The 20185-nt window shown below is 72.3% G+C and carries 16 protein-coding genes; 9 read left to right on the top strand and 7 right to left on the bottom strand.

The window, feature by feature from the left end:
- Positions 1-152 precede the first annotated feature (152 nt).
- The gene (locus ACFYM2_RS34145) at positions 153-545 is read right to left on the bottom strand and encodes a VOC family protein (RefSeq protein ID WP_388841659.1); all 393 of its coding nucleotides are present in this window, start codon (positions 543-545) and stop codon (positions 153-155) included.
- A 50-nt stretch (positions 546-595) separates the two neighbouring features.
- Between ACFYM2_RS34145 and ACFYM2_RS34140 the strand changes: the two genes are divergently transcribed.
- From ACFYM2_RS34140 to ACFYM2_RS34130, 3 genes are all read left to right on the top strand, one after another.
- Positions 596-1228, top strand: coding sequence for a nucleoside/nucleotide kinase family protein (locus ACFYM2_RS34140; protein WP_388462337.1), 633 nt, complete (start codon positions 596-598; stop codon positions 1226-1228).
- 50 nt (positions 1229-1278) lie between these two features.
- Complete coding sequence (locus ACFYM2_RS34135) at positions 1279-2232, top strand: hypothetical protein (protein WP_388462339.1); 954 nt, start codon at positions 1279-1281, stop codon at positions 2230-2232.
- Between the two features lie 119 nt (positions 2233-2351).
- Entirely contained in the window at positions 2352-3482 is a 1131-nt protein-coding gene (locus ACFYM2_RS34130; protein ID WP_388841656.1) for a M24 family metallopeptidase, read from the top strand.
- Positions 3483-3540: 58 nt separating this feature from the next.
- Here the strand turns inward: ACFYM2_RS34130 and treZ are convergent, their stop codons facing one another.
- Together treZ and ACFYM2_RS34120 are read right to left on the bottom strand one after the other, a co-directional pair.
- Positions 3541-5283 (bottom strand): malto-oligosyltrehalose trehalohydrolase, encoded by a 1743-nt coding sequence (treZ, locus tag ACFYM2_RS34125; RefSeq protein WP_388841653.1) that lies wholly within the window; start codon positions 5281-5283, stop codon positions 3541-3543.
- A gap of 73 nt (positions 5284-5356) precedes the next feature.
- The gene (locus tag ACFYM2_RS34120) at positions 5357-6310 is read right to left on the bottom strand and encodes a GNAT family N-acetyltransferase (RefSeq protein WP_388462345.1); all 954 of its coding nucleotides are present in this window, start codon (positions 6308-6310) and stop codon (positions 5357-5359) included.
- 310 nt (positions 6311-6620) lie between these two features.
- On the opposite strand from ACFYM2_RS34120, the gene ACFYM2_RS34115 reads away from it, so the two are divergent.
- Positions 6621-7175, top strand: coding sequence for a DUF1707 and FHA domain-containing protein (locus tag ACFYM2_RS34115; RefSeq protein WP_388462347.1), 555 nt, complete (start codon positions 6621-6623; stop codon positions 7173-7175).
- Between the two features lie 40 nt (positions 7176-7215).
- On the opposite strand, the gene lpdA is transcribed toward ACFYM2_RS34115, so the two are convergent.
- Positions 7216-8625 carry a dihydrolipoyl dehydrogenase gene (lpdA, locus tag ACFYM2_RS34110; RefSeq protein WP_359008893.1) on the bottom strand — a complete coding sequence of 470 codons (1410 nt, stop codon included), beginning with the start codon at positions 8623-8625 and terminating at the stop codon, positions 7216-7218.
- A 223-nt stretch (positions 8626-8848) separates the two neighbouring features.
- Here lpdA and ACFYM2_RS34105 point away from each other — a divergent pair, with 223 nt between their 5' ends.
- A complete protein-coding gene (locus ACFYM2_RS34105) occupies positions 8849-9781 on the top strand; it encodes a LysR family transcriptional regulator (RefSeq protein ID WP_359008901.1) in 933 nt (310 codons plus the stop codon).
- Between the two features lie 31 nt (positions 9782-9812).
- Here the strand turns inward: ACFYM2_RS34105 and treY are convergent, their stop codons facing one another.
- Complete coding sequence (gene treY, locus ACFYM2_RS34100; protein ID WP_388841650.1) at positions 9813-12140, bottom strand: malto-oligosyltrehalose synthase; 2328 nt, start codon at positions 12138-12140, stop codon at positions 9813-9815.
- A gap of 81 nt (positions 12141-12221) precedes the next feature.
- Between treY and ACFYM2_RS34095 the strand changes: the two genes are divergently transcribed.
- On the top strand, positions 12222-13490 hold the full coding sequence (locus ACFYM2_RS34095) for an MFS transporter (protein WP_359008897.1): 1269 nt from the start codon (positions 12222-12224) through the stop codon (positions 13488-13490).
- Positions 13491-13704: 214 nt separating this feature from the next.
- Here ACFYM2_RS34095 and glgX read toward each other — a convergent pair whose 3' ends face one another.
- Positions 13705-15834, bottom strand: a complete 2130-nt coding sequence (gene glgX, locus ACFYM2_RS34090) for a glycogen debranching protein GlgX (RefSeq protein WP_359008280.1) — start codon at positions 15832-15834, stop codon at positions 13705-13707.
- A gap of 344 nt (positions 15835-16178) precedes the next feature.
- Between glgX and ACFYM2_RS34085 the strand changes: the two genes are divergently transcribed.
- From ACFYM2_RS34085 to ACFYM2_RS34075, 3 genes are all read left to right on the top strand, one after another.
- Positions 16179-17414, top strand: a complete 1236-nt coding sequence (locus tag ACFYM2_RS34085; protein WP_359008279.1) for an SAV2148 family HEPN domain-containing protein — start codon at positions 16179-16181, stop codon at positions 17412-17414.
- 235 nt (positions 17415-17649) lie between these two features.
- Entirely contained in the window at positions 17650-18378 is a 729-nt protein-coding gene (locus tag ACFYM2_RS34080; protein WP_388462352.1) for an exonuclease domain-containing protein, read from the top strand.
- A gap of 39 nt (positions 18379-18417) precedes the next feature.
- Positions 18418-18810 (top strand): hypothetical protein, encoded by a 393-nt coding sequence (locus ACFYM2_RS34075; protein ID WP_388841647.1) that lies wholly within the window; start codon positions 18418-18420, stop codon positions 18808-18810.
- A gap of 73 nt (positions 18811-18883) precedes the next feature.
- On the opposite strand, the gene ACFYM2_RS34070 is transcribed toward ACFYM2_RS34075, so the two are convergent.
- Positions 18884-19792, bottom strand: a complete 909-nt coding sequence (locus ACFYM2_RS34070) for a phosphotransferase (RefSeq protein ID WP_388462356.1) — start codon at positions 19790-19792, stop codon at positions 18884-18886.
- Positions 19793-20185 lie beyond the last annotated feature (393 nt).

Genomic DNA, 20185 nt, shown 5'->3' with positions numbered 1-20185 from the left:
GGGAGAGTAGGACGCCGCCGAACAAATTGTGGGAAAAGCCCCGCACCCGATCGTAGGAATACGGTCGACGGTGCGGGGCTTTTTCGCGTTCGCGGGTCCAGGCAGCCGTCCCCGTCCGGGTTCAGCGCGCCCCCGAAGGGACCGCAGCGCCCTCAAGCCGGCTGGAGCAAGTCCCAGCGGTTTCCGTACAGGTCCTCGAACACCGCGACCGAACCGTACGGCTCATGGCGCGGCTCCTCCAGGAAACGGACCCCGGCGGCCAGCATCCTGGCATGGTCGCGGGCGAAGTCCTCGGTGTGGAGGAAGAATCCGACCCGGCCGCCGGTCTGCGCGCCCACGCTCGACGACTGCCGGTCGCCCTTGGCGCGGGCCAACAGCAGCGAGGTGGTGTCGCCTGGTGCGCCTGCGGGGCGGACGACCACCCAGCGGGAACCGTCCCCGCGGACGGTGTCCTCGACGAGTTCGAAGTTAAGGGCGCGGGTGTAGCAGGCGATGGCCTCGTCGTAGTCGCGTACGACAAGAGTGATCAGTGCGATGTGTGGCATGCACACAGGTTATACGTACTACCCGTACCGCCACGGGGAACAATGCGGGCATGGATCTCGACCTGGACCGGCTCGTCGTTCGTGCTCGCGGCCTCATCGTCCCCGGCCGGCGCCGTATCCTCGGCATCGCCGGGCCGCCGGGCGCCGGAAAGTCCACGCTGGCCGGGGAGTTGGTGGGCCGGCTCAACGGGGACGCCGTGCTCGTGCCCATGGACGGCTTCCATCTCGCGGGCGCCGAGCTGCGTCGCCTCGGGCGCGCGCGGCGCAAAGGCGCGCCCGACACCTTCGACGCCGCCGGATACGCGGCGCTGCTGGCCCGGCTGCGTACACCCGAGGCCGGCACCGTCGTCTACGCGCCGGATTTCGACCGCTCGTTGGAGGAGCCGATCGCCGGGAGCATCGCCGTCGATCCCCGGGTGCCGCTCGTCGTGACCGAGGGCAACTATCTGCTGCACGACGAGGGGACGTGGGCGCGGATCGCGGACCTGATCGACGAGGTCTGGTACCTCAAGGCCGATGACGGGGAGCGGGTGCGCGGGCTGGTCGAACGGCATGTGCGACACGGCAGACCGCGGGCGGACGCCGAGCGGTGGGTCGAGGAGTCCGACGAGGTCAACGCACGGCTCGTGGCGGCGGGACGGACCCGGGCGGACCTTGTCATCACCCGGGGCCTCACTGGGTAGGCTCGCAGCTCTGGCGACGATGCGGACGGTGCGAGGGGAAGGCAGCAGACGTGGGGATATTCCGACGAGGACCGAGGCGGGACGCGAGCGACGTTCCACGGGATTCCGAGTTCGGCTTCTTCTCGACCGACGAGGGCGCCCGCTTCCGCGCCCTGGTCAGGGAGGCGTTCGCCGAGCTGGGCCTCGAGGTCACCGTCTACGCGGACTCGGTGAAGGACAGCGGCGGCCGGCGGTTCGGCCTCGGCAACCTCGCGGCCGTCTGCCACAACGAACCCCGCGGGCCGCGCGTCTGGCCGGAATTGATCCGCAGACATGTCGGTATGGTCCTGCGCACCATGGACGCGCCCTCCGCGCTCGACACCATGCCGCCCGACCAGATCCGGGCCCAGCTCTACCCCCGGGTGATCAGCGGGGACGGGCTCGATCCGCAGAGCTTCGGGTACGCGCGCAGTGTGGCGCCCGGCCTCTACGAGATCCTTGCCCTCGATCTCCCCGAGAGCGTCATGATGCTCACCGATGAGGCGCTTGAACCCCTCGGCAAGGTGCCTGACCTGCGGGAAATGGCCCTGCGTAATCTGCGGGAGCTGCCCGTCGAGGGGCATGAGAGGGTCAAGGGCGACGACGGGATGCGCTTCGAACTCGTCGTGGGTGACTCCTTCTACACGGCGAGCCGCGTCCTCGCCCTGGAGACCGTGGTCCGTCAGGTGACCGGACAGGAACTCCCGCCGGAGGGCGCCCTGGTGGCGATGCCTTTCCGCCATCAGCTGGCCTTCCATGTCATCCGCGATTCCGGCATGGTCCTGGCCCTCAACGCGATGGCGTCCTTCGCCGCCTCCGGTTTCGAGGACACCCCGGGGTCCATCAGCCCGTATGTCTACTGGTGGCGGGGCGGTGTGCTCACGCAGCTCAGCGACCGCGACGGCGATGGGCTGCGCATCGTCGTGGGCGACGAATTCGGCGAGCTGCTTGAGCGGCTTGTCGATCAGGAGATGGACGGGCTCTGAGGCACGGGGGCAGGCCTCGGGGGAGTATCGAGCAGGGACACCCGGGAAGACTTGACCTGGGGGCGCGCGATCGGGCCAGGCCCCTCGCGTCCTGACGTGCGCCCGGGCAGGATGAGGGCATGTCCACAGCACCTGTTCCCGCGCCCTTCACCGCCGACGACTACCGGGCCCGGATGGCCCGCGCCGCCCAGGCCGCCGCCGACGCCGGCCTGGCGGGTCTCCTCGTCGCGCCCGGTCCCGATCTCGTCTATCTCACCGGCTACCAGCCGACCGCTCTCACCGAGCGGCTGACCGTCCTCGTACTGGCGCCGGGGCAGGACCCGGTCCTGGTCGTGCCGAAGCTCGAAGCGCCGGACGCCGCGCACGCCGCCGGCGCCGCCGCGCTGAGCCTGCGGGACTGGACCGACGGCAAGGACCCGTACACCGTGACGGCGCCGCTGCTCGGCAGCCACGGCAGGTTCGGCGTCAGCGACAACGCCTGGGCGATGCATCTGCTCGGTTTCCAGCGGGAGTTGCCCGGCACCTCCTACGTCTCCCTCACCGAGGCGCTGCCCATGCTGCGCGCGGTCAAGGACGAGCACGAACTGGCCCGTCTCGAGGCGGCGGGCGACGCTGCCGACGAGACGTTCCGGGAGATCGTGAAGGTACCGTTCGCGGGCCGCAGGGAGCTCGACGTCGCCGCCGATCTGGCCGGACTGCTGCTCAAGTACGGCCACGAACAAGTGGACTTCACGGTGGTGGGCTCCGGACCCAACGGGGCCAATCCGCACCACGAGGCGGGTGAGCGCACGATCGGGCAGGGCGACATGGTGGTGCTCGACTTCGGCGGGCTCAAGCACGGATACGGGTCGGACACCACTCGTACCGTCCATGTCGGCGAGCCCAGCGCCGAGGAGCAGCGCGTCCACGACGTGGTCCGTGAGGCGCAGGAGGCGGGCTTCGCCGCGGTGCGGCCCGGTGCCACCTGCCAGGACGTGGACCGGGCGGCGCGCGCGGTGATCACGGAGGCCGGGTTCGGCGAGTACTTCATCCACCGCACCGGCCACGGCATCGGCGTGACCACCCACGAGCCGCCGTACATGATCGAGGGCGAGGAGCGCCCGCTGGTGCCCGGGATGTGCTTCTCCATCGAGCCCGGCATCTACCTGCCCGGCCGGTTCGGGGTGCGCATCGAGGACATCGTCACCGTGACGGGTGACGGCGGCCGGCGTTTGAACAACACCGACCGCGCCATGGCCATCGTGGAGTGAACAGCGTCAGTAGTACGGGTGCTGAGCCGCCGCGGCGCAGGGCTTCGCGCCGCGCGGCTCAGTGCCCGAGGACGGCGCTGGACTCCGGCGGCATCAGCAGCAGGCCGTCCGGTCCCGGCGCCTCGGCGGGCTCCCAGGCCGCGAGGACGCGGCAGCCGTCCCCGAGTTTGATCCTGACCGGCTCCTTGGACAGGTTGACCACGACGCGCAGGTCGCCGCGCCGGTAGGTGAGCCAGCGCGCCTCCTCGTCGTACGCCACCTTGACGGACGCGAGGTCGGGGTCGGTGAGGTCGGGACGCTCGCGGCGCAGGGCGATGAGCTCGCGGTACCAGGCGAGCAGCCGCGCGTGGGGCTCGGCCGCCGGCTCCGCCCAGTCCAGGCAGGAACGCAGGCGCGTGGCCGGGTCCTGCGGGTCGGGAATGTCCTCGGCCGACCAGCCGTGCGAGGTGAACTCCCTTCGCCGGCCCTCGCGTACCGCGCGGGCGAGCTCGGGGTCGGTGTGGTCGGTGAAGAACTGCCAGGGGGTGCGGGCGCCCCACTCCTCGCCCATGAAGATCATCGGAGGGAACGGGCTCGTCAGGGTCAGCGTCGCCGCGCAGGCCAGCAGGCCCGGTGTCAGGGTCGCGGAGAGGCGGTCGCCCTGGGCGCGGTTGCCGATCTGGTCGTGGGTCCCGGAGTAGCCGAGGAAGCGGTGGGCGGGGGTGTGGGCGCGGTCGACGGGGCGCCCGTGGGTGCGGCCGCGGAAGCTCGAATACGTACCGTCGTGGAAGAAGACGCGGGTCAGCGTCTTGGCGAGCGCGGCGAGCGGGGCGCGGGCGAAGTCGGCGTAGTAGCCCTGGGATTCGCCCGTGAGCGCGGTGTGCAGCGCATGGTGGAAGTCGTCGTTCCACTGGGCGCGCAGGCCGAGGCCGCCCTCCTCGCGCGGGGCGGTGGTGCGCGGATCGCAGGTGTCGGACTCGGCGATGAGGAAGAGCGGCCGGCCGAGTTCGGCCGCGAGCGCGTCGACGGCGGTCGAGAGCTCTTCGAGGTAGGTGTACGCGCGGGTGTCGGCCAGGGCGTGCACCGCGTCGAGGCGCAGCCCGTCGAGGTGGTAGTCGCGCAGCCAGGCAAGCGCGCTCTCCAGGAAGTAGGCGCGGACCTCGTCGGAGCCGGGGGCGTCCAGATTGACGGCGGCGCCCCAGGGGGTGTGATGGGTGTCCGTGAAGTACGGCCCGAAGGCGGGCAGATAGTTGCCGGACGGGCCCAGGTGGTTGTGCACGACGTCCAGGACCACGCCGAGGCCGTGTCCATGTGCCGCGTCGACGAACCTCTTCAGCGCCTCGGGGCCGCCGTAGGGCTCGTGCACCGCCCACAGGGAGACGCCCTCGTACCCCCAGCCGTGCCGGCCGGGGAAGGGGCACACCGGCATCAGCTCGATGTGGGTGATGCCCAACTCGACGAGGTGGTCCAGCTGTTGGGCGGCGGCGTCCAGGGTGCCGGCGGGGGTGAAGGTGCCGATGTGCAGCTCGTACAGGACGGCGTCCTGGAGCGGGCGGCCGCCCGGCCAGGGGTGCTGCCAGGCGAAGGTGTCGTGCGCGACGACGGCGCTCGGGCCGTCGGGCCCCTCGGGCTGGCGGCGCGAGCGCGGGTCGGGAAGGACGGGCCCGCCGTCCAGTACGTACCCGTAGCGGTCGCCGGGGCGGGCCTCGGCCTCGGCCAGCCACCAGCCCGCGCGGACGGGATGGCGGCGCATGGGATGGGTGGCGCCCTCCAGGCGCAGGGCGGCGCGGTCGGCGTGCGGTGCCCACACTTCGAACAGCACTGGCGTGTCCCCCTGTCGTAACCGGTTGCGACCATGGTGCGACAGACGAGGGGGACACGCCCGCACTTCGGGACTACTTCCAGATCATGTTGATCGAGCGCTCGAAGACGACGTAGCCCGCACGGGCGAACGCGTGCGCCATGGGGACGTTCGGCAGGTCCGTCGCGGCGCGGATCCGCGGCACGCCCTGTCCGGCGAGGATCCGGGTGCCCTCGGCCAGGATGTCGTCGATGTGGCCGTGGCCCCGATGGGCCGGCAGCACCCCGATGTAGGCGATGATCGGGTGGTAGTTGTTGCGGGCCGGGATCACGAACCCGACGGGGTCGCCGCCGTCCTTGAGCTCGGCGATCCGCCACCACTCGCGTGGCGTCGTGAACGTCTCGAACTCCTCCTCGTACATGAGCTCCGCGGACTGGCGCGGGGTCATGGTGAGCAGGTCCTCGCGGGTGTGCTCGTCCAAGGAGCCCGCCGCGACGCGTTCCATCAGGGAGATGAGTTCGGCGCGGTCGGTGGCGGGGCGGAACGTCAGGCGGCCGGACGGGTCCGGAACCGGGGTGCCCGGGCGCCACTCCAGACGCAGCCGTTCGACCAGGGGGGTCGCGCCGGACGCGGCCAGGATGTTCAGGCGCGTTTCGACGATCTCGCGGGCGGCGGGGTCCTCGCGCCAGTCCCCGGGCACGAAGCGGCCGTATTCGGGGCGCGGGGCGCCCGCCGCGACCACGGCGGCGGTCGCCGTCTCCACGAGGCGCAGGCCGATCTCGTGGCGCTCGGCCGGTGGCAGGGAGTCGTCCACGTCGAAGACGTCGAGGCAGCGCGGTCCGTCGCCGCGCCTGGCCGTCCACCACGCCGCGCGCGCCCGTACGCGGCCGTCGCGCACGGCCACCCACAGCCAGCCCGGGAGGCGGCGGCCGGTGGCCAGGTCGTCCGCCAACTCGTGGTCGAGGACGTAGGAAAGCTGCTGGAAGAACCCGAGTTCGGCGGCTGACGCGAGCGGGCGGATGGTGATGTCCGACGAGGAGGTCGTCAAGAAGGTCCCTTGATCGTGTGGTGGGGTCGGCGCACCCTAACAGCGCATGGGGGCGCTCCCGCAACGGAATTGGCGTGGCCCGGCGCCCGCGTGATCGTCGCGTCCGTGCGCGTGCGGCGGGGCGGGGAGAGGGGCAGAGGGGGAGAGGGGGAGAGGTTGTGGTGGCGCGGGCGGCGGGACGGGGGCGCGGTGGTGGTGGTGTCCGCGCGCGGCGGGGCGGGGCGAGGTGCTGGTGGTGGCGTTGCGGGGGAGCCAGGCCGGGTGGATCGCTGCTGGACACGTCCCGCCCCGCCGACGGACAATCGGTGACGTGACGCCCTCCTTCGAATTCCGGACCTCTTCGGCGCCCGCGCGGCTCTCCGACGCCGAACGCGACCGGGTGCTGGACGTGCTGCGCGAGGGCGCCGCCGAGGGCAAGCTGTCGCACGACACCTTCCTGCGGCGCATGGAGATCGCCCTCGTCGCCCGCACCCCGGACGAACTGGGCGCCCTCACCGCCGACTTGGAGCGCGGGGACCGGTGGTCGAAGGCGGTGTTCGGCGCGGTCGGCCGGGTGTCGGGGTTCTCCCTCTCGCTGCGCAGGGCCTGGCAGTGGGAGCGGCTGCCCAAACTGCTCTTCCCCGCGCCGGGCCCCGGCCCGCTGCGGATAGGCCGCGACCCGGCCAACGGGCTGCGCCTGAACCACGAATCGGTCTCGCGGCTGCACGCGGAACTCGTCTTCCAGGCCGGCGGGTGGCACCTGCGCGACCTCGGCTCGACCAACGGGACCTGCGTCAACGGGCGCCGGGTGACCGGAGCGGTGGCCGTGGACCACGGGGACCAGGTGAGCTTCGGACAGGTGGCCTTCCGTCTCGCCAGTCACTGAGCTGCGCGGCGCCGGGTGGCGCCGGGATGGCGCCGGCGGATCACCGCTGGTGCAGACCCCGCCCGGCCAGGCTGAGGAAGGACTCGCCGACGGCCTCCGAGAGCGTCGGGTGGGGGTGGATGTGGCGGGCCACGTCCGAGGGCTCGGCGTCCCAGCCCACGATCAGCTGGCTCTCGGCGATCATCTCGGACACGTTCGGACCGACGAGATGGACGCCCAGGACCCGCCCCCCGCGCTCGGCGACCACTTTCACCACGCCGCCCTGGCCGTGCACCATGCCCTTGGCGACGGCCGTCAAAGGCATGGTGTTGACCACGACGTCGTGTCCCTGGTGGCGGGCGTCGGCCTCGGTCAGGCCCACCGACGCGGTCTGGGGCGAGGAGTAGGTGACCCGGGGCACCGCCGCGTAGTCGACGGGCGCGGAGGCCACGCCCGCCAGGGTCTCGGCGACCAACAGGCCCTCCCCGAAGGAGGCGTGGGCAAGGCCGAGCGAGGGCGGCGGCAGCAGATCGCCCACCACATGGATGCCGGGGACCGAGGTTTCGAGCCGGGACCAGTCGGCCGGTACGACGAACCCCCGCTCGTCGGCGGCGAGTCCGGCCGAGGCGAGGCCGAGCCCGTCGGTCACGGGTACGCGGCCCACCGCGACCAGGAGCCGGTCCGCCTCGACGCGGCGGATCTCACCGGACGCCGTGCGCACCGACGCGCGTACGCCGTCCGCCAGGAGGTCCGCGCCCGTGAAGCGCGCCCCGCACCGCACGTCGATGCCGCGCTTCTTCAGGCCCCGGGTCAAGTGGCGGCTGACGTCGGCGTCTTCGAGCGGGACCAGACGGTCGGCGGCCTCGACCAAGGTCACCTCGGCCCCCATCGACCGGTGGAAGGACGCGTACTCGACCCCGATCGCGCCGCCGCCCAGGACCAGCACGGACTCGGGGAGGCCGGGGGCGAACAGTGCGTCGTCACTGGTGACCACGCGCCGCCCGTCCGCCGTGAGACCCGGCAGCATCCGGGGGCGCGAGCCGGTGGCGAGCACGATGCCGCGCCGCGCGACGACGTCGCCGTACCCCTCGACGCGCACGCCCCGGCGTCCCGTCAACTGGGCGCTGCCGCGCAGGACTTCGACTCCGGCGTGTGCGAGGTGACCCTCCACGCCCTTGTGGTTGCGGATGACGATGTCGTCCCGGGTCGCCACGAGCGCCTGCCAGTCGATGGAGTCCACGCTCGCCTTCACCCCCCAGCGTTCGCGCGCCTCGGCTATCGCGTCGACGAGTTCCGCCGCGTGCAGCATCGCCTTGCTGGGGACGCAACCCCGGTGCAGACAGGTGCCGCCGACCTTGTCGCGCTCGGCGAGTACGACCTTCAGGCCGAGGGCGGCGGCCCGCAGAGCGGTGGAGTATCCGCCGGTGCCACCACCGATCACGATCACATCGGCGACACGGGCTGCGGTCATGGGTTCGGTCATCACAGGGGTCCGGTTCTCCGTCAGGGGCCGGTCAGGGGCCCAATCAGAAACTGGGCCCCGTCCGGGCTCAGCCACCGGTCAAGCGTGTGCCCCCGCGCCGCCATGAGTCCAAGGCAAAGTTTCTGTCCGAGCGATGCACGATGCTTATGGCAGGGCGGGCACGGCGCGAGTGGCCGACGGCATGAGGGGGCACGGCGTGAGCCTGCGGCAGATGGAGTACTTCGTCACGGTCGTCGAGGAGACGTCGTTCACGCGCGCGGCGGAACTGCTGCACGTCACTCAGCCCGCGCTGTCGCACCAGGTCAAGGCGCTGGAGAAGTCCGTCGGCGGTGAGCTCCTTGAGCGGCTGCCGCGCGGTGTGCGGCTCACCCCCATGGGCCGCGCCTTCCTGCCGCACGCGCGGCTCGCGGTGCGCAGCGCCGTCCAGGCCCAGCACGCCGCCCGTGCGGCGGCCGGCGCCGAGGGCGGCGAACTGCACATCGCCTGCGTGCACTCGGTGGCCGTCGGCGTGCTGCCCGAGACCTTCGCCCGTTGGCGGCGTGCCCACCCCGGCGTCCAGCTGCTGCTGCACGAGTACGCCGGCACCGACGCGCTGGAGGAGGCCGTCGCACGCGGCGCCGCCGATCTCGCGGTGGGCCCCCCGCCGAGCCACTGGGAGGGGCCCGTCGTGCCCGTCGGCGAGGAGGAGATCGCGCTCGTCGTCGCCCTCGACGACCCCCTGGCAGGCCGCACTTCGGTACGTCTCGAAGAGCTCGCCGACCACGCCTGGGTGCGGTGCGCGATGGAGCCCGTCATCGAGGGGCGGCCCTTTCTCGACCTGGTCTGCGGGCGGGCCGGCTTCACCCCGCGCACCGTCGCGCGCACCGAGCACACCTCGACGGCGGTACGGATGGCGGCCGCGGGCGTCGGCGTGGTCGCGGTGCCCACCCACGTCGTGCGCGGCGGGATCGGCCAGGACTGCGTGCTGCTCACCGTCGAACCCGCCTGGAAGCGGGCCCTGACGGTGTTCTCCCGGGTCGAACTGGCCGGCGCGGCGGCCGCCTTCACCGACCTGCTGCGCGCGTCGGCCTCCTGCGGGGCGGGCGGACTCTCACCGGCCGGCCCGAACACCGGCCGGCCCTGTGACGCCGAGGCCGTCCGCTGACGTCAGGCTCGCCGGGGCCCGGGCCGGTCGTTCACGCCGTCCGCCTGAGCAGGGCCACCGGGCGTCGCGCGAACAGGCCGGCGAGGTCGGCCTCGCCGGTGAAGTGGCGGTCCGGGGTCAGTACGTCCGTCCAGGTGCCGTCGGGCAGGGGTAGGCGGGTGCCGGTCCAGCCGCCCGCGTCGGCCAGGCGCAGCGAGAGCCGGGTCACGGCCGTCACCACCTCGCCCGAGCGGCAGAACGCCACACAGTGCTCGGCGCGCGGGCCGCGTGCGCGCAGCGCCGCGTAGGTCGACGACGCGCCGAACGCCCCGGGCAGTTCGCGGCGCAGCCGCAGCGCGGCCAGGGTCACCGCGAGCTTGTCGCCCGGGTCGGCCAGGGCCGCCGGATCGAAGGGCACCGGGCGCCGGTTGTCGGGGTCCACCAGCGCCGCGTACTCGGCCTCGGTGCCCTGGTAGAGGTCCGGCACGCCCGGCATCGTCAGATGAAGCAGCGCCGCGCCCAGGCTGTTGGCCCGCGCCGCCTCGGCTGTCGTCTTCGTGAACTCCCTTACCAATTCGCTGAGTTCGCCGCCCGGCCCCGCCTCCACGAAGGCGTTCACGGCGTCCTCGTAAGCGGCGTCCTGCTCCGTCCAGGTCGTGCGCAGGGCGGCCTCGCGCGCCGACTTCAGCAGCGCCGCGCCGATCCGTTCCGTCTCGGGCGCCCCGCCGAGCCCGACCGATGTCTGCCACGCGATCCAGGCGAGGTGCGCGTCGGGCGCCGGCGCTCCCGCGACCCGCTCCAGGAGCGCCGCCCACCGACGGGGGTGCTCGGACAGCACCGCGATCCTGGCCCGCACCTCCGCGCTGCGCTTGGTGTCGTGCGTGGACAGCACGGTGGCGGAGCCGGGCCAGTCGCGGGCCAGATGGGAGCAGAAGGCATGGAACTCGTCCGGGGTGACCGAGGGCCGCGCCGGGTCGCCGCCCACCTCGTTGACCGACAGCAGGGGCGCGTACCGGTAGAAGGCCTTGTCCTCGACGGACTTGGCGTGAAGTGCCGACGAGGTCTGCGCGAAGCGGGCGCGGAAGTGCTCGTGCTCGGGGCCCTCGCCGAGCACGCCGAGCGCCAGGTCCCGCACCACGTCCACCGCCGCCGACTCCTCTGCCACCGAGAACGCAGCTTTGGCCTCCTCGGCGGCCGACTCGCTCAGCACCACTTCCGCCCCGGTCCGGTAGGGCCGGTAGACCGGGACGCGGACCAGGAGTTCGCGCAGGGCCAGCCGCAGCGCCCAGGGCGCGTGATCGCGCAACGCTGGGCCGCCAGCGGCGCAGATCCGCGTGGCCACCCGCACCAGGTGCTCGGTCTCGGCGGCCAGTTCGTGGGTGAGCACGCGGTACGCGGCGCGCCGCGCCGTCGGCGTCCACCGGCCGCCCAGATCGTCCTCCACTCCGGTGAACTGCCGGTACAGCGAATGGAGTTGATCGACGCCCTCCGGGTCGGTGAAGAGGCCGTCGATGTGCCGCAGGGCGTCGTAGCCGGTCGTCCCCGCGACCTGCCATCCCGACGGCAGCCGCTCGTCACCGGTGAGGATCTTCTCGATCACCGTCCAGCGCCCCCGCGTCGCCTCGTGCAGGCGGCGCAGATACGCCTCAGGGTCCGCGAGGCCGTCCGGGTGGTCCACCCGCAGCCCGTCCACCACTCCGTCCCGGACCAGCTCAAGGATCTTGGCGTGGGTCGCCGCGAAGACGCTCTCGTCCTCCACCCGCAAGCCGATCAGCTCCGAAATGGTGAAGAAACGACGGTAGTTGAGCTCGGTCCTGGCCAGCCGCCACCAGGCGAGCCGGTACCACTGGGCGTCGAGCAGGTCGGCCAGCGGCAGCTTGGCCGTGCCCTCCCGCAGGGGGAAACTCGCCTCCCCGTAGCGCAGTACGTCGCCGTCCACCGTCAGGCGGTCCAGTTCCGAGCCCAGTGGCCCGCCGAGGACCGGCAGCAGGACGCGCCCGTCGCCCGCCGCCCAGTCGATGTCGAACCACCGGGCGTACGGCGAGGCGGGGCCGGTGCGCAGCACGTCCCACAGCCGGCGGTTGTGGCGCACGGAGGCGGACATGTGGTTCGGGACGATGTCGAGAATGAGGCCGATCCCCAATGGGCGTGCCGCGTCGGCGAGTTGGCGCAGGCCCGCTTCGCCGCCGAGTTCGCGCCGCACCGTGGAGTGGTCGGTCACGTCGTATCCGTGCGTGGAGCCGGGCACGGCCTCAAGGACGGGGGACAGATGCAGGTGGGAGACGCCGAGGCCCGCGAGGTAGGGCAGCGCGGCCTGCGCGGCGGCGAACGGGAACGCGGGCTGGAGCTGGAGCCGGTAAGTCGCAGTGGGCAGGGTCATGCGATCGTACGTACCCCGTTCAGCGCCTTTAGTGCCTTCGGTCCCTGCGTGTGCCCCGGTCGGCGGCGCTAGCTTCGCCTGATGGCCGGATCGCTTGAGACCTACCGCAAGGTGCTCGCCCTGACGGGGCCGGTGCTGCCCGTCCTCTCCTTCCTCGGGCGGCTGCCGACCGCCATGTGCCAGCTCGGCAGTGTGCTCCTGGTCGCCGACACCAGCGGAAGCCTGGCGACCGCAGGGCTCGCGGGCGGGGCGCTCGCCGCCGGGCAGACCGTGGCAGGCCCCCTGCTCGGACGCGCCGCCGACCGCTACGGACAGCGCCCCGTGGTGCTCACCGCCGCCTTGGCCAACGCCGCCGCCGTGACCGGCCTCGTCCTGGCCGCGCTCGCCCACCTGGCGACCGGCCCCCTGGCCCTGCTCGGCGCCCTGGCCGGCGCGAGCGTGCCCCAGGTCGGCCCGCTCGCCCGCAGCAGGACCGTCGCCCTGGCCCACCGCTCCGGCGCCGACGAGCGGACCGTGGCCGGAGCGCTCTCCTTCGAGGGCACCCTGGACGAGGTGTCGTTCGTGCTCGGGCCCGCCCTCGTGGGGCTCGCCGCCGCGCTCGCCCAGCCCGCCGCCGCCCTGCTGCTGGCCGCCGCGCTGCTCGCCGTCTGCGGCACGGCCTTCGCGCTCCACCCGACGGCGCGCCAGGTGTCCGCCGCCCGGCGCACCAGGGCCGCGCGCACCCGGCTGCCGGGCGCCGTGCACGCCCTGCGTGCCACCATGGCCCTCCAGGGCGCCATGTTCGGCGCCTCGCAGGCCGGCATCACGGCCCTGACCGAAGAGCTCGGCCGCCCCTCACAGACCGGGCTCGTGTACGCGGCCATGGGCGTGATGAGCGCCGCCGCCGGGCTCGCCATGGTCGCCGTGCCCCACCGCCTCGCGCTGCCGGCGCGCTGGCGGATCGCGACCACGGCGCTGACCGCGCTGTCCGTGCCGCTCCTGTTCGTCACCACCCTGGGTGGTCTGTACGCCGCGGTGATCGTGCTGGGTGTGGCCTACGCGCCGCATCTGATCACCGTGTTCGCGCTGACGGAGCGCCTTGTGCCGGCGGACCGGCTCGCGGAGTCGATGGCGTTCTTGACGAGTGGCGTCGTGGGCGGCCAGGCCCTCGCGCTCGCCCTGTCGGGGCGCCTGGCCCAGGACCACGGCGCCGCCGCCGCGTTCGCCGTCATGGTGGTGGCGGGGGCGCTGTGCGCGGCGCTCTCCTGGTTGGTACGCGGCCTTGGCGCGCGGCGGTTCCCGATGGGTACCGCCGCCGCCGGAGTCGCGCCGGCCCCACCACAGCCGGTGCACGAGCCCCGGCGGGGCTAGGGGGTGTCTGGTGGACCATGGCCGGGGGCGCGGCGTCTGGCACGGCACCTCGCGGCGTTGCCGAATCGCCCCGATAGCTCCGCTATCGAGACGCTCCGGCGCCTTGCGATGCACCGCACCAGACGCCGCGCCCTGACCGACCCTGATCCACCAGACACCCCCTAGGCCGTGCCTTCAAAGTCCCGTCTGCCCGGCGCCGCTCTGAAGACACCCCCTAGGCCGGCCGGCGCAGCACGGTCATGCTGCGGCCGATCAGCGTGATGCGGCCCCCGGCCTCGATCTTCGGGCCCCCGTCCGCCGGCCTCCCTGTCGGCAGCGCGGTGTCCACCACGACCTGCCACTGGAGGCCGTGGTTGACCGGCACCACGAAGCTCAGCGCCTCGGCGCTCGCGTTGAACATCAGCAGGAACGAATCGTCGCTGATCCGCTCGCCGCGCGGCCCCGGCTCGGAGATCGCGTTGCCGTTCAGGAACACCGACAGCGCCTTGGCGTTGGCCGACTGCCAGTCCCGGTCCGCCATCTCCTGGCCCTCGGGCGTGAACCAGGCGATGTCGGAGAGCTCGTCGTGCGTGCCCTGCACGGGGCGGCCGTGGAAGAAGCGCCTGCGCCGGAAGACCGGATGGTCCCTGCGCAGCCCCACCATCGCGCGGGTGAACTCCAGGAGCGTGCCCGCAGGGCCGTCGCCGTCGTCGTCCGGATCCGGCCAGTGCACCCAGGACAGCTCGTTGTCCTGGCAGTACGCGTTGTTGTTGCCGCCCTGGCCACGGGCGAACTCGTCGCCGTGGCTGATCATCGGCACGCCCTGCGACAGCATCAGGGTGGCCACGAAGTTCCGCATCTGCCGGGCGCGCAGCTCGGTCACGTCCGGATCGTCGCTCGGGCCCTCCACGCCGCAGTTCCAGGACCGGTTGTGGCTCTCGCCGTCCCGGTTGCCCTCGCCGTTGGCGTCGTTGTGCTTGTCGTTGTAGGAGACCAGGTCGTTCAGGGTGAAGCCGTCGTGGCAGGTGTGGAAGTTGATGGATGCCAGCGGTCGCCTGCCGTCGTCCTGGTACAGGTCGGACGAGCCGGTCAGGCGGCCCGCGAACTCGGCGAGCGTACGCGGCTCGCCGCGCCACAAGTCCCGTACGGTGTCGCGGTACTTGCCGTTCCACTCGGTCCACAACGGCGGGAAGTTGCCCACCTGGTAGCCGCCCTCGCCCACGTCCCACGGCTCCGCGATCAGCTTGACCTGGCTGACCACCGGGTCCTGCTGGACCAGGTCGAAGAACGAGGAGAGCCGGTCCACCTCGTGGAACTGGCGGGCCAGCGTCGCCGCCAGGTCGAAGCGGAAGCCGTCCACATGCATCTCGGTCACCCAGTACCGAAGGGAGTCCATGATCAGTTGCAGGACGTGCGGTGACCTCATCAGGAGACTGTTGCCGGTGCCGGTGGTGTCCTCGTAATAGCGCGCGTCCTCGGCGAGCCTGTAGTACTGCGCGTTGTCCAGGCCCCGGAAGGAGAGCGTGGGCCCCAGGTGGTTGCCCTCGGCCGTGTGGTTGTAGACGACGTCGAGGATGACCTCGATGCCCGCCTCGTGCAGCGCCCGCACGGCCTGCTTGAACTCCAGGACCTGCTGGCCCCGGTCGCCCCAGGAGGCGTAGGCGTTGTGCGGGGCGAAGAAGCCGATGGTGTTGTAGCCCCAGTAGTTGGACATGCCGGCGTCCACCAGGCGGTGGTCGTTGACGAACTGGTGCACCGGCATCAACTCCAGCGCGGTGACGCCCAGTTGGGTGAGGTGGTCGATGATGGCCGGGTGCCCGAGCGCGGCGTAGGTGCCGCGCTGGTCCGGCGGGAGTTCGGGGTGGAGCATGGTGAGGCCCTTGACGTGGGCCTCGTAGAAGACGGTGTGGTGGTAGTCGGTGCGGGGCGGCCGGTCGTCGCCCCAGTCGAAGAAGGGGTTGACCACCACGGAGGCCATGGTGTGCGGCGCCGAATCCATGTCGTTGCGGCTGTCGGGGCGCCCGAAGTGGTAGCCGTAGACCGCCTCGTTCCATTCGATCTGCCCGCTTATGGCGCGCGCGTAGGGATCGAGCAGCAGCTTCGCCGAGTTGCAGCGATGGCCCCCCTGCGGTTCGTACGGTCCGTGCACCCGAAAGCCGTACCGCTGGCCCGGCAGGACGCCGGGCAGATAGGCATGGCGTACGAACGCGTCGGACTCGCGCAGTTCGACGGCTGTCTCCGAGCCGTCGTCGTGCAGGAGACACAACTCGATCCGACGGGCGGCCTCGGAGAAGACCGCGAAATTCGTCCCGGCGCCGTCGTACGTGGCGCCGAGTGGGTAAGCCTGTCCCGGCCACACCTGCATGGGCAAGACTCTTCCACTTCCACTCGGGGTACTGGGGGGCTGTTCGGCCAGATCCTCCCTGAAAGCCAGATCCTTCCTGAAAAGACGACGGCCACCCAGGACGTCCGCGTGCGCCAATGGGTGACCCGGCGTTGGGCGACGCGGAGCGAGCGCTCGTGAATCCGCTCACCCCGACTGATAGTGCCCACCAGAACAGGCCGTACCCCCCGGCGAGTTGGCAAACTCGACTCGCCATCGGGCTGCACCGCCTCCCGCTCCCGGAGTACCCTTCCTTGATCGTTGAAGGGTGTGCGGGGCGGGTTCGGCCCGCTCGGGTTTGCCGGGGGGCGGAAGGCGGTGCGCGGGTGAGCTCGGGAGGTCTTGAGCTGCCCCCTGGTGACACGGGTCATGAGGGGGAGTCGGGCGGCATTCCGCCCGGAGCGGTCTCCCTGGCCCGTCCGATGGAGATCGGGGCCGAGCTGGACTGGGGCGCCGAGGCCTGGAACGAGGTGCGTACGCGCGCGCAGCGGGCCGGGCGCGCCTACATCTGGCTGAACCTGGTGGAGCAGCGGCTGCGCGCCGTGGTGGCGGCCGTGCTCCGGCCGATCTACGAGCCGGTCCACGGCGACGACTGGGTGGTCGCGGCCGCGGGCCCGGCCGGCCAGGAGTGGGTGCAGCGGGCCGTCGCGGTGCGCGAGGTCTCGCGCCGCAAGGGCTATCTGCTCGACCCCGCCGACGACAACGTGCTCAGCTTCCTGACGCTTCCGCAGCTGCGGGAGCTGATGGTGCAGCACTGGCCCTGTTTCGAGCCGTACGTGGACGACCGGCGCGATGTCGAGCTGGCCCTGGACGAGCTGGAAGTGGCGCGCAACGTCGTGTCGCGCAACCGGGCGCTGAACGAGGCGGTGCTGGCCCAGGCGGAGCGCGCGTCGGCCCGGCTCCTGGACGTGCTGGGCGGCGCCGGCGGCGCGCCGGCCGCGCACCGGCTGCCCATCGACGCCGTGGAGGACCTGGTCGGCGACCGGTACGCCGACGTCGTCTCCGTCCACTCCGACCGGGTGCGCCTGCAACGCCAGCTGCCCGCCGAGGACCTGTTCGGGGGCGCCCGGCGGCTGGACGCGATAGGCATCGGCCTGAACCTGCTGGTGCAGAACTACTCGGGCCGGCGTCTGGTGCGCCTGGCCGAGTCGGGCTGCCGTGTGCGGTTGCTCTTCCTGAATCCGGCGAGCAGCGCGGTCAAGCGCCGTGAGCGCGAACTCGGCGTGAAGAAGGGCGAGTTGAGCCGGTCGGTGGAGATGAACATCCTGCACATGCGGCGGGTGCGGGCCCAGCTGCGCGACCCGGGCGCCTTCGAGATCCAGGTCTTCGACGAGACGCCCCGGTTCACCGCGTACCTGGTGGACGGGGACGGGCCGGACGGCCTCGCGATCGTGCAGTCGTATCTGCGCCGCGCCCGGGGGATGGAGGCGCCGGTGCTGGTACTGCGCGGGGGTGGCAGGCGGGGTGTGGTGCGGCCGGGCCAGGACGTGGAGCACGGCCTCTTCGAGACCTACCGCGAGGAGTTCGAGTCCTTCTGGGTGGATTCGCGCCCTGTGTCCTGAATGGGCGTGGTGCTTGTCCTCGTGATCGGCCCGGCCCTTTTCGGCCGCGCGGCCGATTGTCAGTGGCGCGTGCGAGGCTGGTCGTCAACTGGGGGAAAGCACCACGAAGGAGGGGCAGCACCATGAGCCGGCACCTTGAACCGCTGATCAAACACGCATGGAGGACCACCGGCGCCGGACGGCGTGAGGCGCGCGAGAGGGCCGCGTCCGGCCGCCGCGCGCAAGGGGTGCTGTGATGAGCTGGGCCGGCGCGCCGATGGTGGCGTTCGATCTGGAGACCACGGGCACCGACATCGAGACGGACCGCATCGTCACCGCGGCGCTCATCGGCCTCGACGCGGACGGAAGGACGGAGCGGGAGCGCACGTGGCTGGTGGACCCGGGCATACGGATCCCCGCCCAGGCCATAGCGATCCACGGCATCACCACCGAGCACGCCCGCGCCCACGGAGCCCCCAAGGCCGCCGTGATCACGGAGATCACCCGGGCCATCTGCGAAGTCCTGGACGCCGGGACGGCGTTGGTGGTCATGAACGCGCGGTACGACCTGTCCCTGCTGGACCGCGAGTGCCGGCGCATCGGCGTCGCCCCGCTCACCGAGCGGCTGAGGGGCACGCCGTCTCCCGTCATCGATCCGCTGGTGCTCGACAAGCACGCGGACCCCTACCGCAAGGGCCGGCGCACCCTTCAGGCGCTCTGCGCCCATTACGGCGTGGCCCTGGATGAGGCGCACGACGCGGCGGCGGACGCGGCGGCCGCGGCCCGGACGGCCCGCCGCCTGGGGGAGAGGTACGCGTCCATAGGATCGCTGCCGCTCGCGGATCTGCACGCCCTGCAAGTCCGCGCGGCGGCGGAGCAGGCCGCCTCGCTCCAGCGTTACCTGCGCCGCACGTCGGACGCGACGGCCCACGTCGAACCCGCCTGGCCGGTCGTCCCGTTCACCAGCGAGCGGATCGGCCGCTGATACGGGTCCTGCCTCGGCGGCCCTCGCTAGGCTCGGCGCATGATTGATCATGGAATCGCGCTGCCCCACTACCGCCTGCACGTCGTCCCGGCGGTCGTGGCGCTCGCGAGCCCGACGTGGCAGCGGGAGGTCTGGCTCGACCCGGGGGAGTTCGAAAACCTCGACTACGTGGTGCACGTCCTGTTCGACGACTTCTGCGACGCGCACCACCCTGAGGCCTGGCTGGGGCAGAGTCTACGCACCGAAGAGGAGGTGACACTGATGGCGCGCCTCGGTGCCGCCTATGGCACGGTCCAGGACGCGGTCGGCGCCGACGCCGCCGACGAGGTCTACTTGGCGTCGCCCCACTGGCACGACGTCGTGTCCGCCGCGGCGCGGCTGGCCCAAGTGCTGGTCGGCAACGACCACGCCGCGCTGACCAAGTCGCCCTGACCCCCTCACCCAGACCCGTCACCCAGACCCGTCACCCAGACCCGTCACCCAGGCCGTCATCCAGACCCGTCACCTAGAACGGGTACCAGCGCACCTCGGGGTCCTCCTCGCGCAGGGAGGTGACGCGGCGCCGGAATTCCTCGCGGGCCTTCGGGTTGGCCGGGGCGTGCTGGGCCACCCAGGCGCAGCTGGCCGTCTCGCGCGCGCCGCGCAGGACCGCGCAGCCCTCCCAGGCGCGGACGTCCCAGCCATAGGCGGCGACGAACGCGTCGTACTGCTCGGCGGGCAGCCCGTAGCGGTCGCGGGACAGGGCCATGACGACCAGGTCGTGCTCGCGGAAGTCGAAGGAGAACGTCTCCAGGTCGACCAGGACCGGCCCCTCGGGCCCGATGTGCACATTGCGGGGGAGGGCGTCGCCATGGATGGGGCCGAGCGGCAGACGCGGGACGAGCGCCCCGGCGGCGGCCGCGAAACCGTCCCGGCGCGCGCGCAGATAGGCCGCGTCGTCGGGGTCGATCGCGTCGCCCGCCAGGCTCAGCCAGCGCTCGACGCCGCCGAGCAGTTCGCGGCGCGGCAGCGAAAAGCCGGGCGCCTCCAAGGCGTGGACGCGGCGCAGCAGTGCGGCCAGGTCCGCGGGCGCGGCCGGGCGTTCGGCGGGTGGCAGCTTGTGCCACACGGTGAGCGGGTGGCCCTCGACCAGCCTCGGCTTCGGCTCGGCGGCGCGCACCGCGGGCACCGAGGCCTCGGCGAGCCAGGCGGCGACGGCCACTTCGCGCTCCGCCCGCTCCACCAGCTCCGGGTGGTGCGTGGCATCCCGCCCGACCTTGACGACGAGGCCGTCCGCCCCGGCATGCGCGCCGGGCAGCGCGAAGACCGCGTTCTCGCCCAGAGCGAGCAGTTCGGCGTGCGCCGCTCCCGGCAGCGCTCCGGGGCCCTCCAGTGCCGCCGCGCCCAGCAGCGCCCGCGCCCGTGCCTCGTCCATGATCGTCTCCCGGTGATCGTTCGGATGCCGGCCAAGTCTCGCACCGGCGCGGGTCGCCCTGACGAAAGGGCGGCCCCGTCAACACGGTGACGCGGCCCGCTGTGCGTTACCGCCAGCCCGCGTTCCAGGAGTACCGCGACGGCGAACAGCACGGATGAACTCGAAAAGCGGCAGGGCCGGAACGGAAATGCCGGTTCTCGCGCGCTATCGGCGCCGGGGGCGCCCGTACCCGTAATCACCTTGCTCACAAAGGGAATTGAGGGACCAGAAAAATTGGTGGTCCGCGCCGGATGTCCACCGACCCTCCATAAAGCCCGAGTTGCCCCCTTGGCGGGCGGTATCGCATTACGAAAGCTTGTTGGGTAAGTCACAGCCGGAGGAAGTCCTTGATCT

Origin of the sequence: Streptomyces sp. NPDC006711, assembly GCF_042869775.1 — a bacterium.
In the GTDB taxonomy this organism is placed as follows: Bacteria; Actinomycetota; Actinomycetes; order Streptomycetales; family Streptomycetaceae; genus Streptomyces.
This window is presented reverse-complemented; position numbering and strand designations above follow the sequence as displayed.

What these genes read in the sequence shown, in the direction of transcription:
- ACFYM2_RS34145 (WP_388841659.1), bottom strand. Translation starts at nt 545, where the DNA reads ATGCCACACATCGCACTGATCACTCTTGTCGTACGCGACTACGACGAG.
- ACFYM2_RS34140 (WP_388462337.1), top strand. Translation starts at nt 596, where the DNA reads ATGGATCTCGACCTGGACCGGCTCGTCGTTCGTGCTCGCGGCCTCATC.
- ACFYM2_RS34130 (WP_388841656.1), top strand. Translation starts at nt 2,352, where the DNA reads ATGTCCACAGCACCTGTTCCCGCGCCCTTCACCGCCGACGACTACCGG.
- lpdA (WP_359008893.1), bottom strand. Translation starts at nt 8,625, where the DNA reads ATGACCGCAGCCCGTGTCGCCGATGTGATCGTGATCGGTGGTGGCACC.
- ACFYM2_RS34105 (WP_359008901.1), top strand. Translation starts at nt 8,849, where the DNA reads ATGGAGTACTTCGTCACGGTCGTCGAGGAGACGTCGTTCACGCGCGCG.
- treY (WP_388841650.1), bottom strand. Translation starts at nt 12,140, where the DNA reads ATGACCCTGCCCACTGCGACTTACCGGCTCCAGCTCCAGCCCGCGTTC.
- ACFYM2_RS34095 (WP_359008897.1), top strand. Translation starts at nt 12,222, where the DNA reads ATGGCCGGATCGCTTGAGACCTACCGCAAGGTGCTCGCCCTGACGGGG.
- glgX (WP_359008280.1), bottom strand. Translation starts at nt 15,834, where the DNA reads ATGCAGGTGTGGCCGGGACAGGCTTACCCACTCGGCGCCACGTACGAC.
- ACFYM2_RS34080 (WP_388462352.1), top strand. Translation starts at nt 17,650, where the DNA reads ATGAGCTGGGCCGGCGCGCCGATGGTGGCGTTCGATCTGGAGACCACG.
- ACFYM2_RS34075 (WP_388841647.1), top strand. Translation starts at nt 18,418, where the DNA reads ATGATTGATCATGGAATCGCGCTGCCCCACTACCGCCTGCACGTCGTC.
- ACFYM2_RS34070 (WP_388462356.1), bottom strand. Translation starts at nt 19,792, where the DNA reads ATGGACGAGGCACGGGCGCGGGCGCTGCTGGGCGCGGCGGCACTGGAG.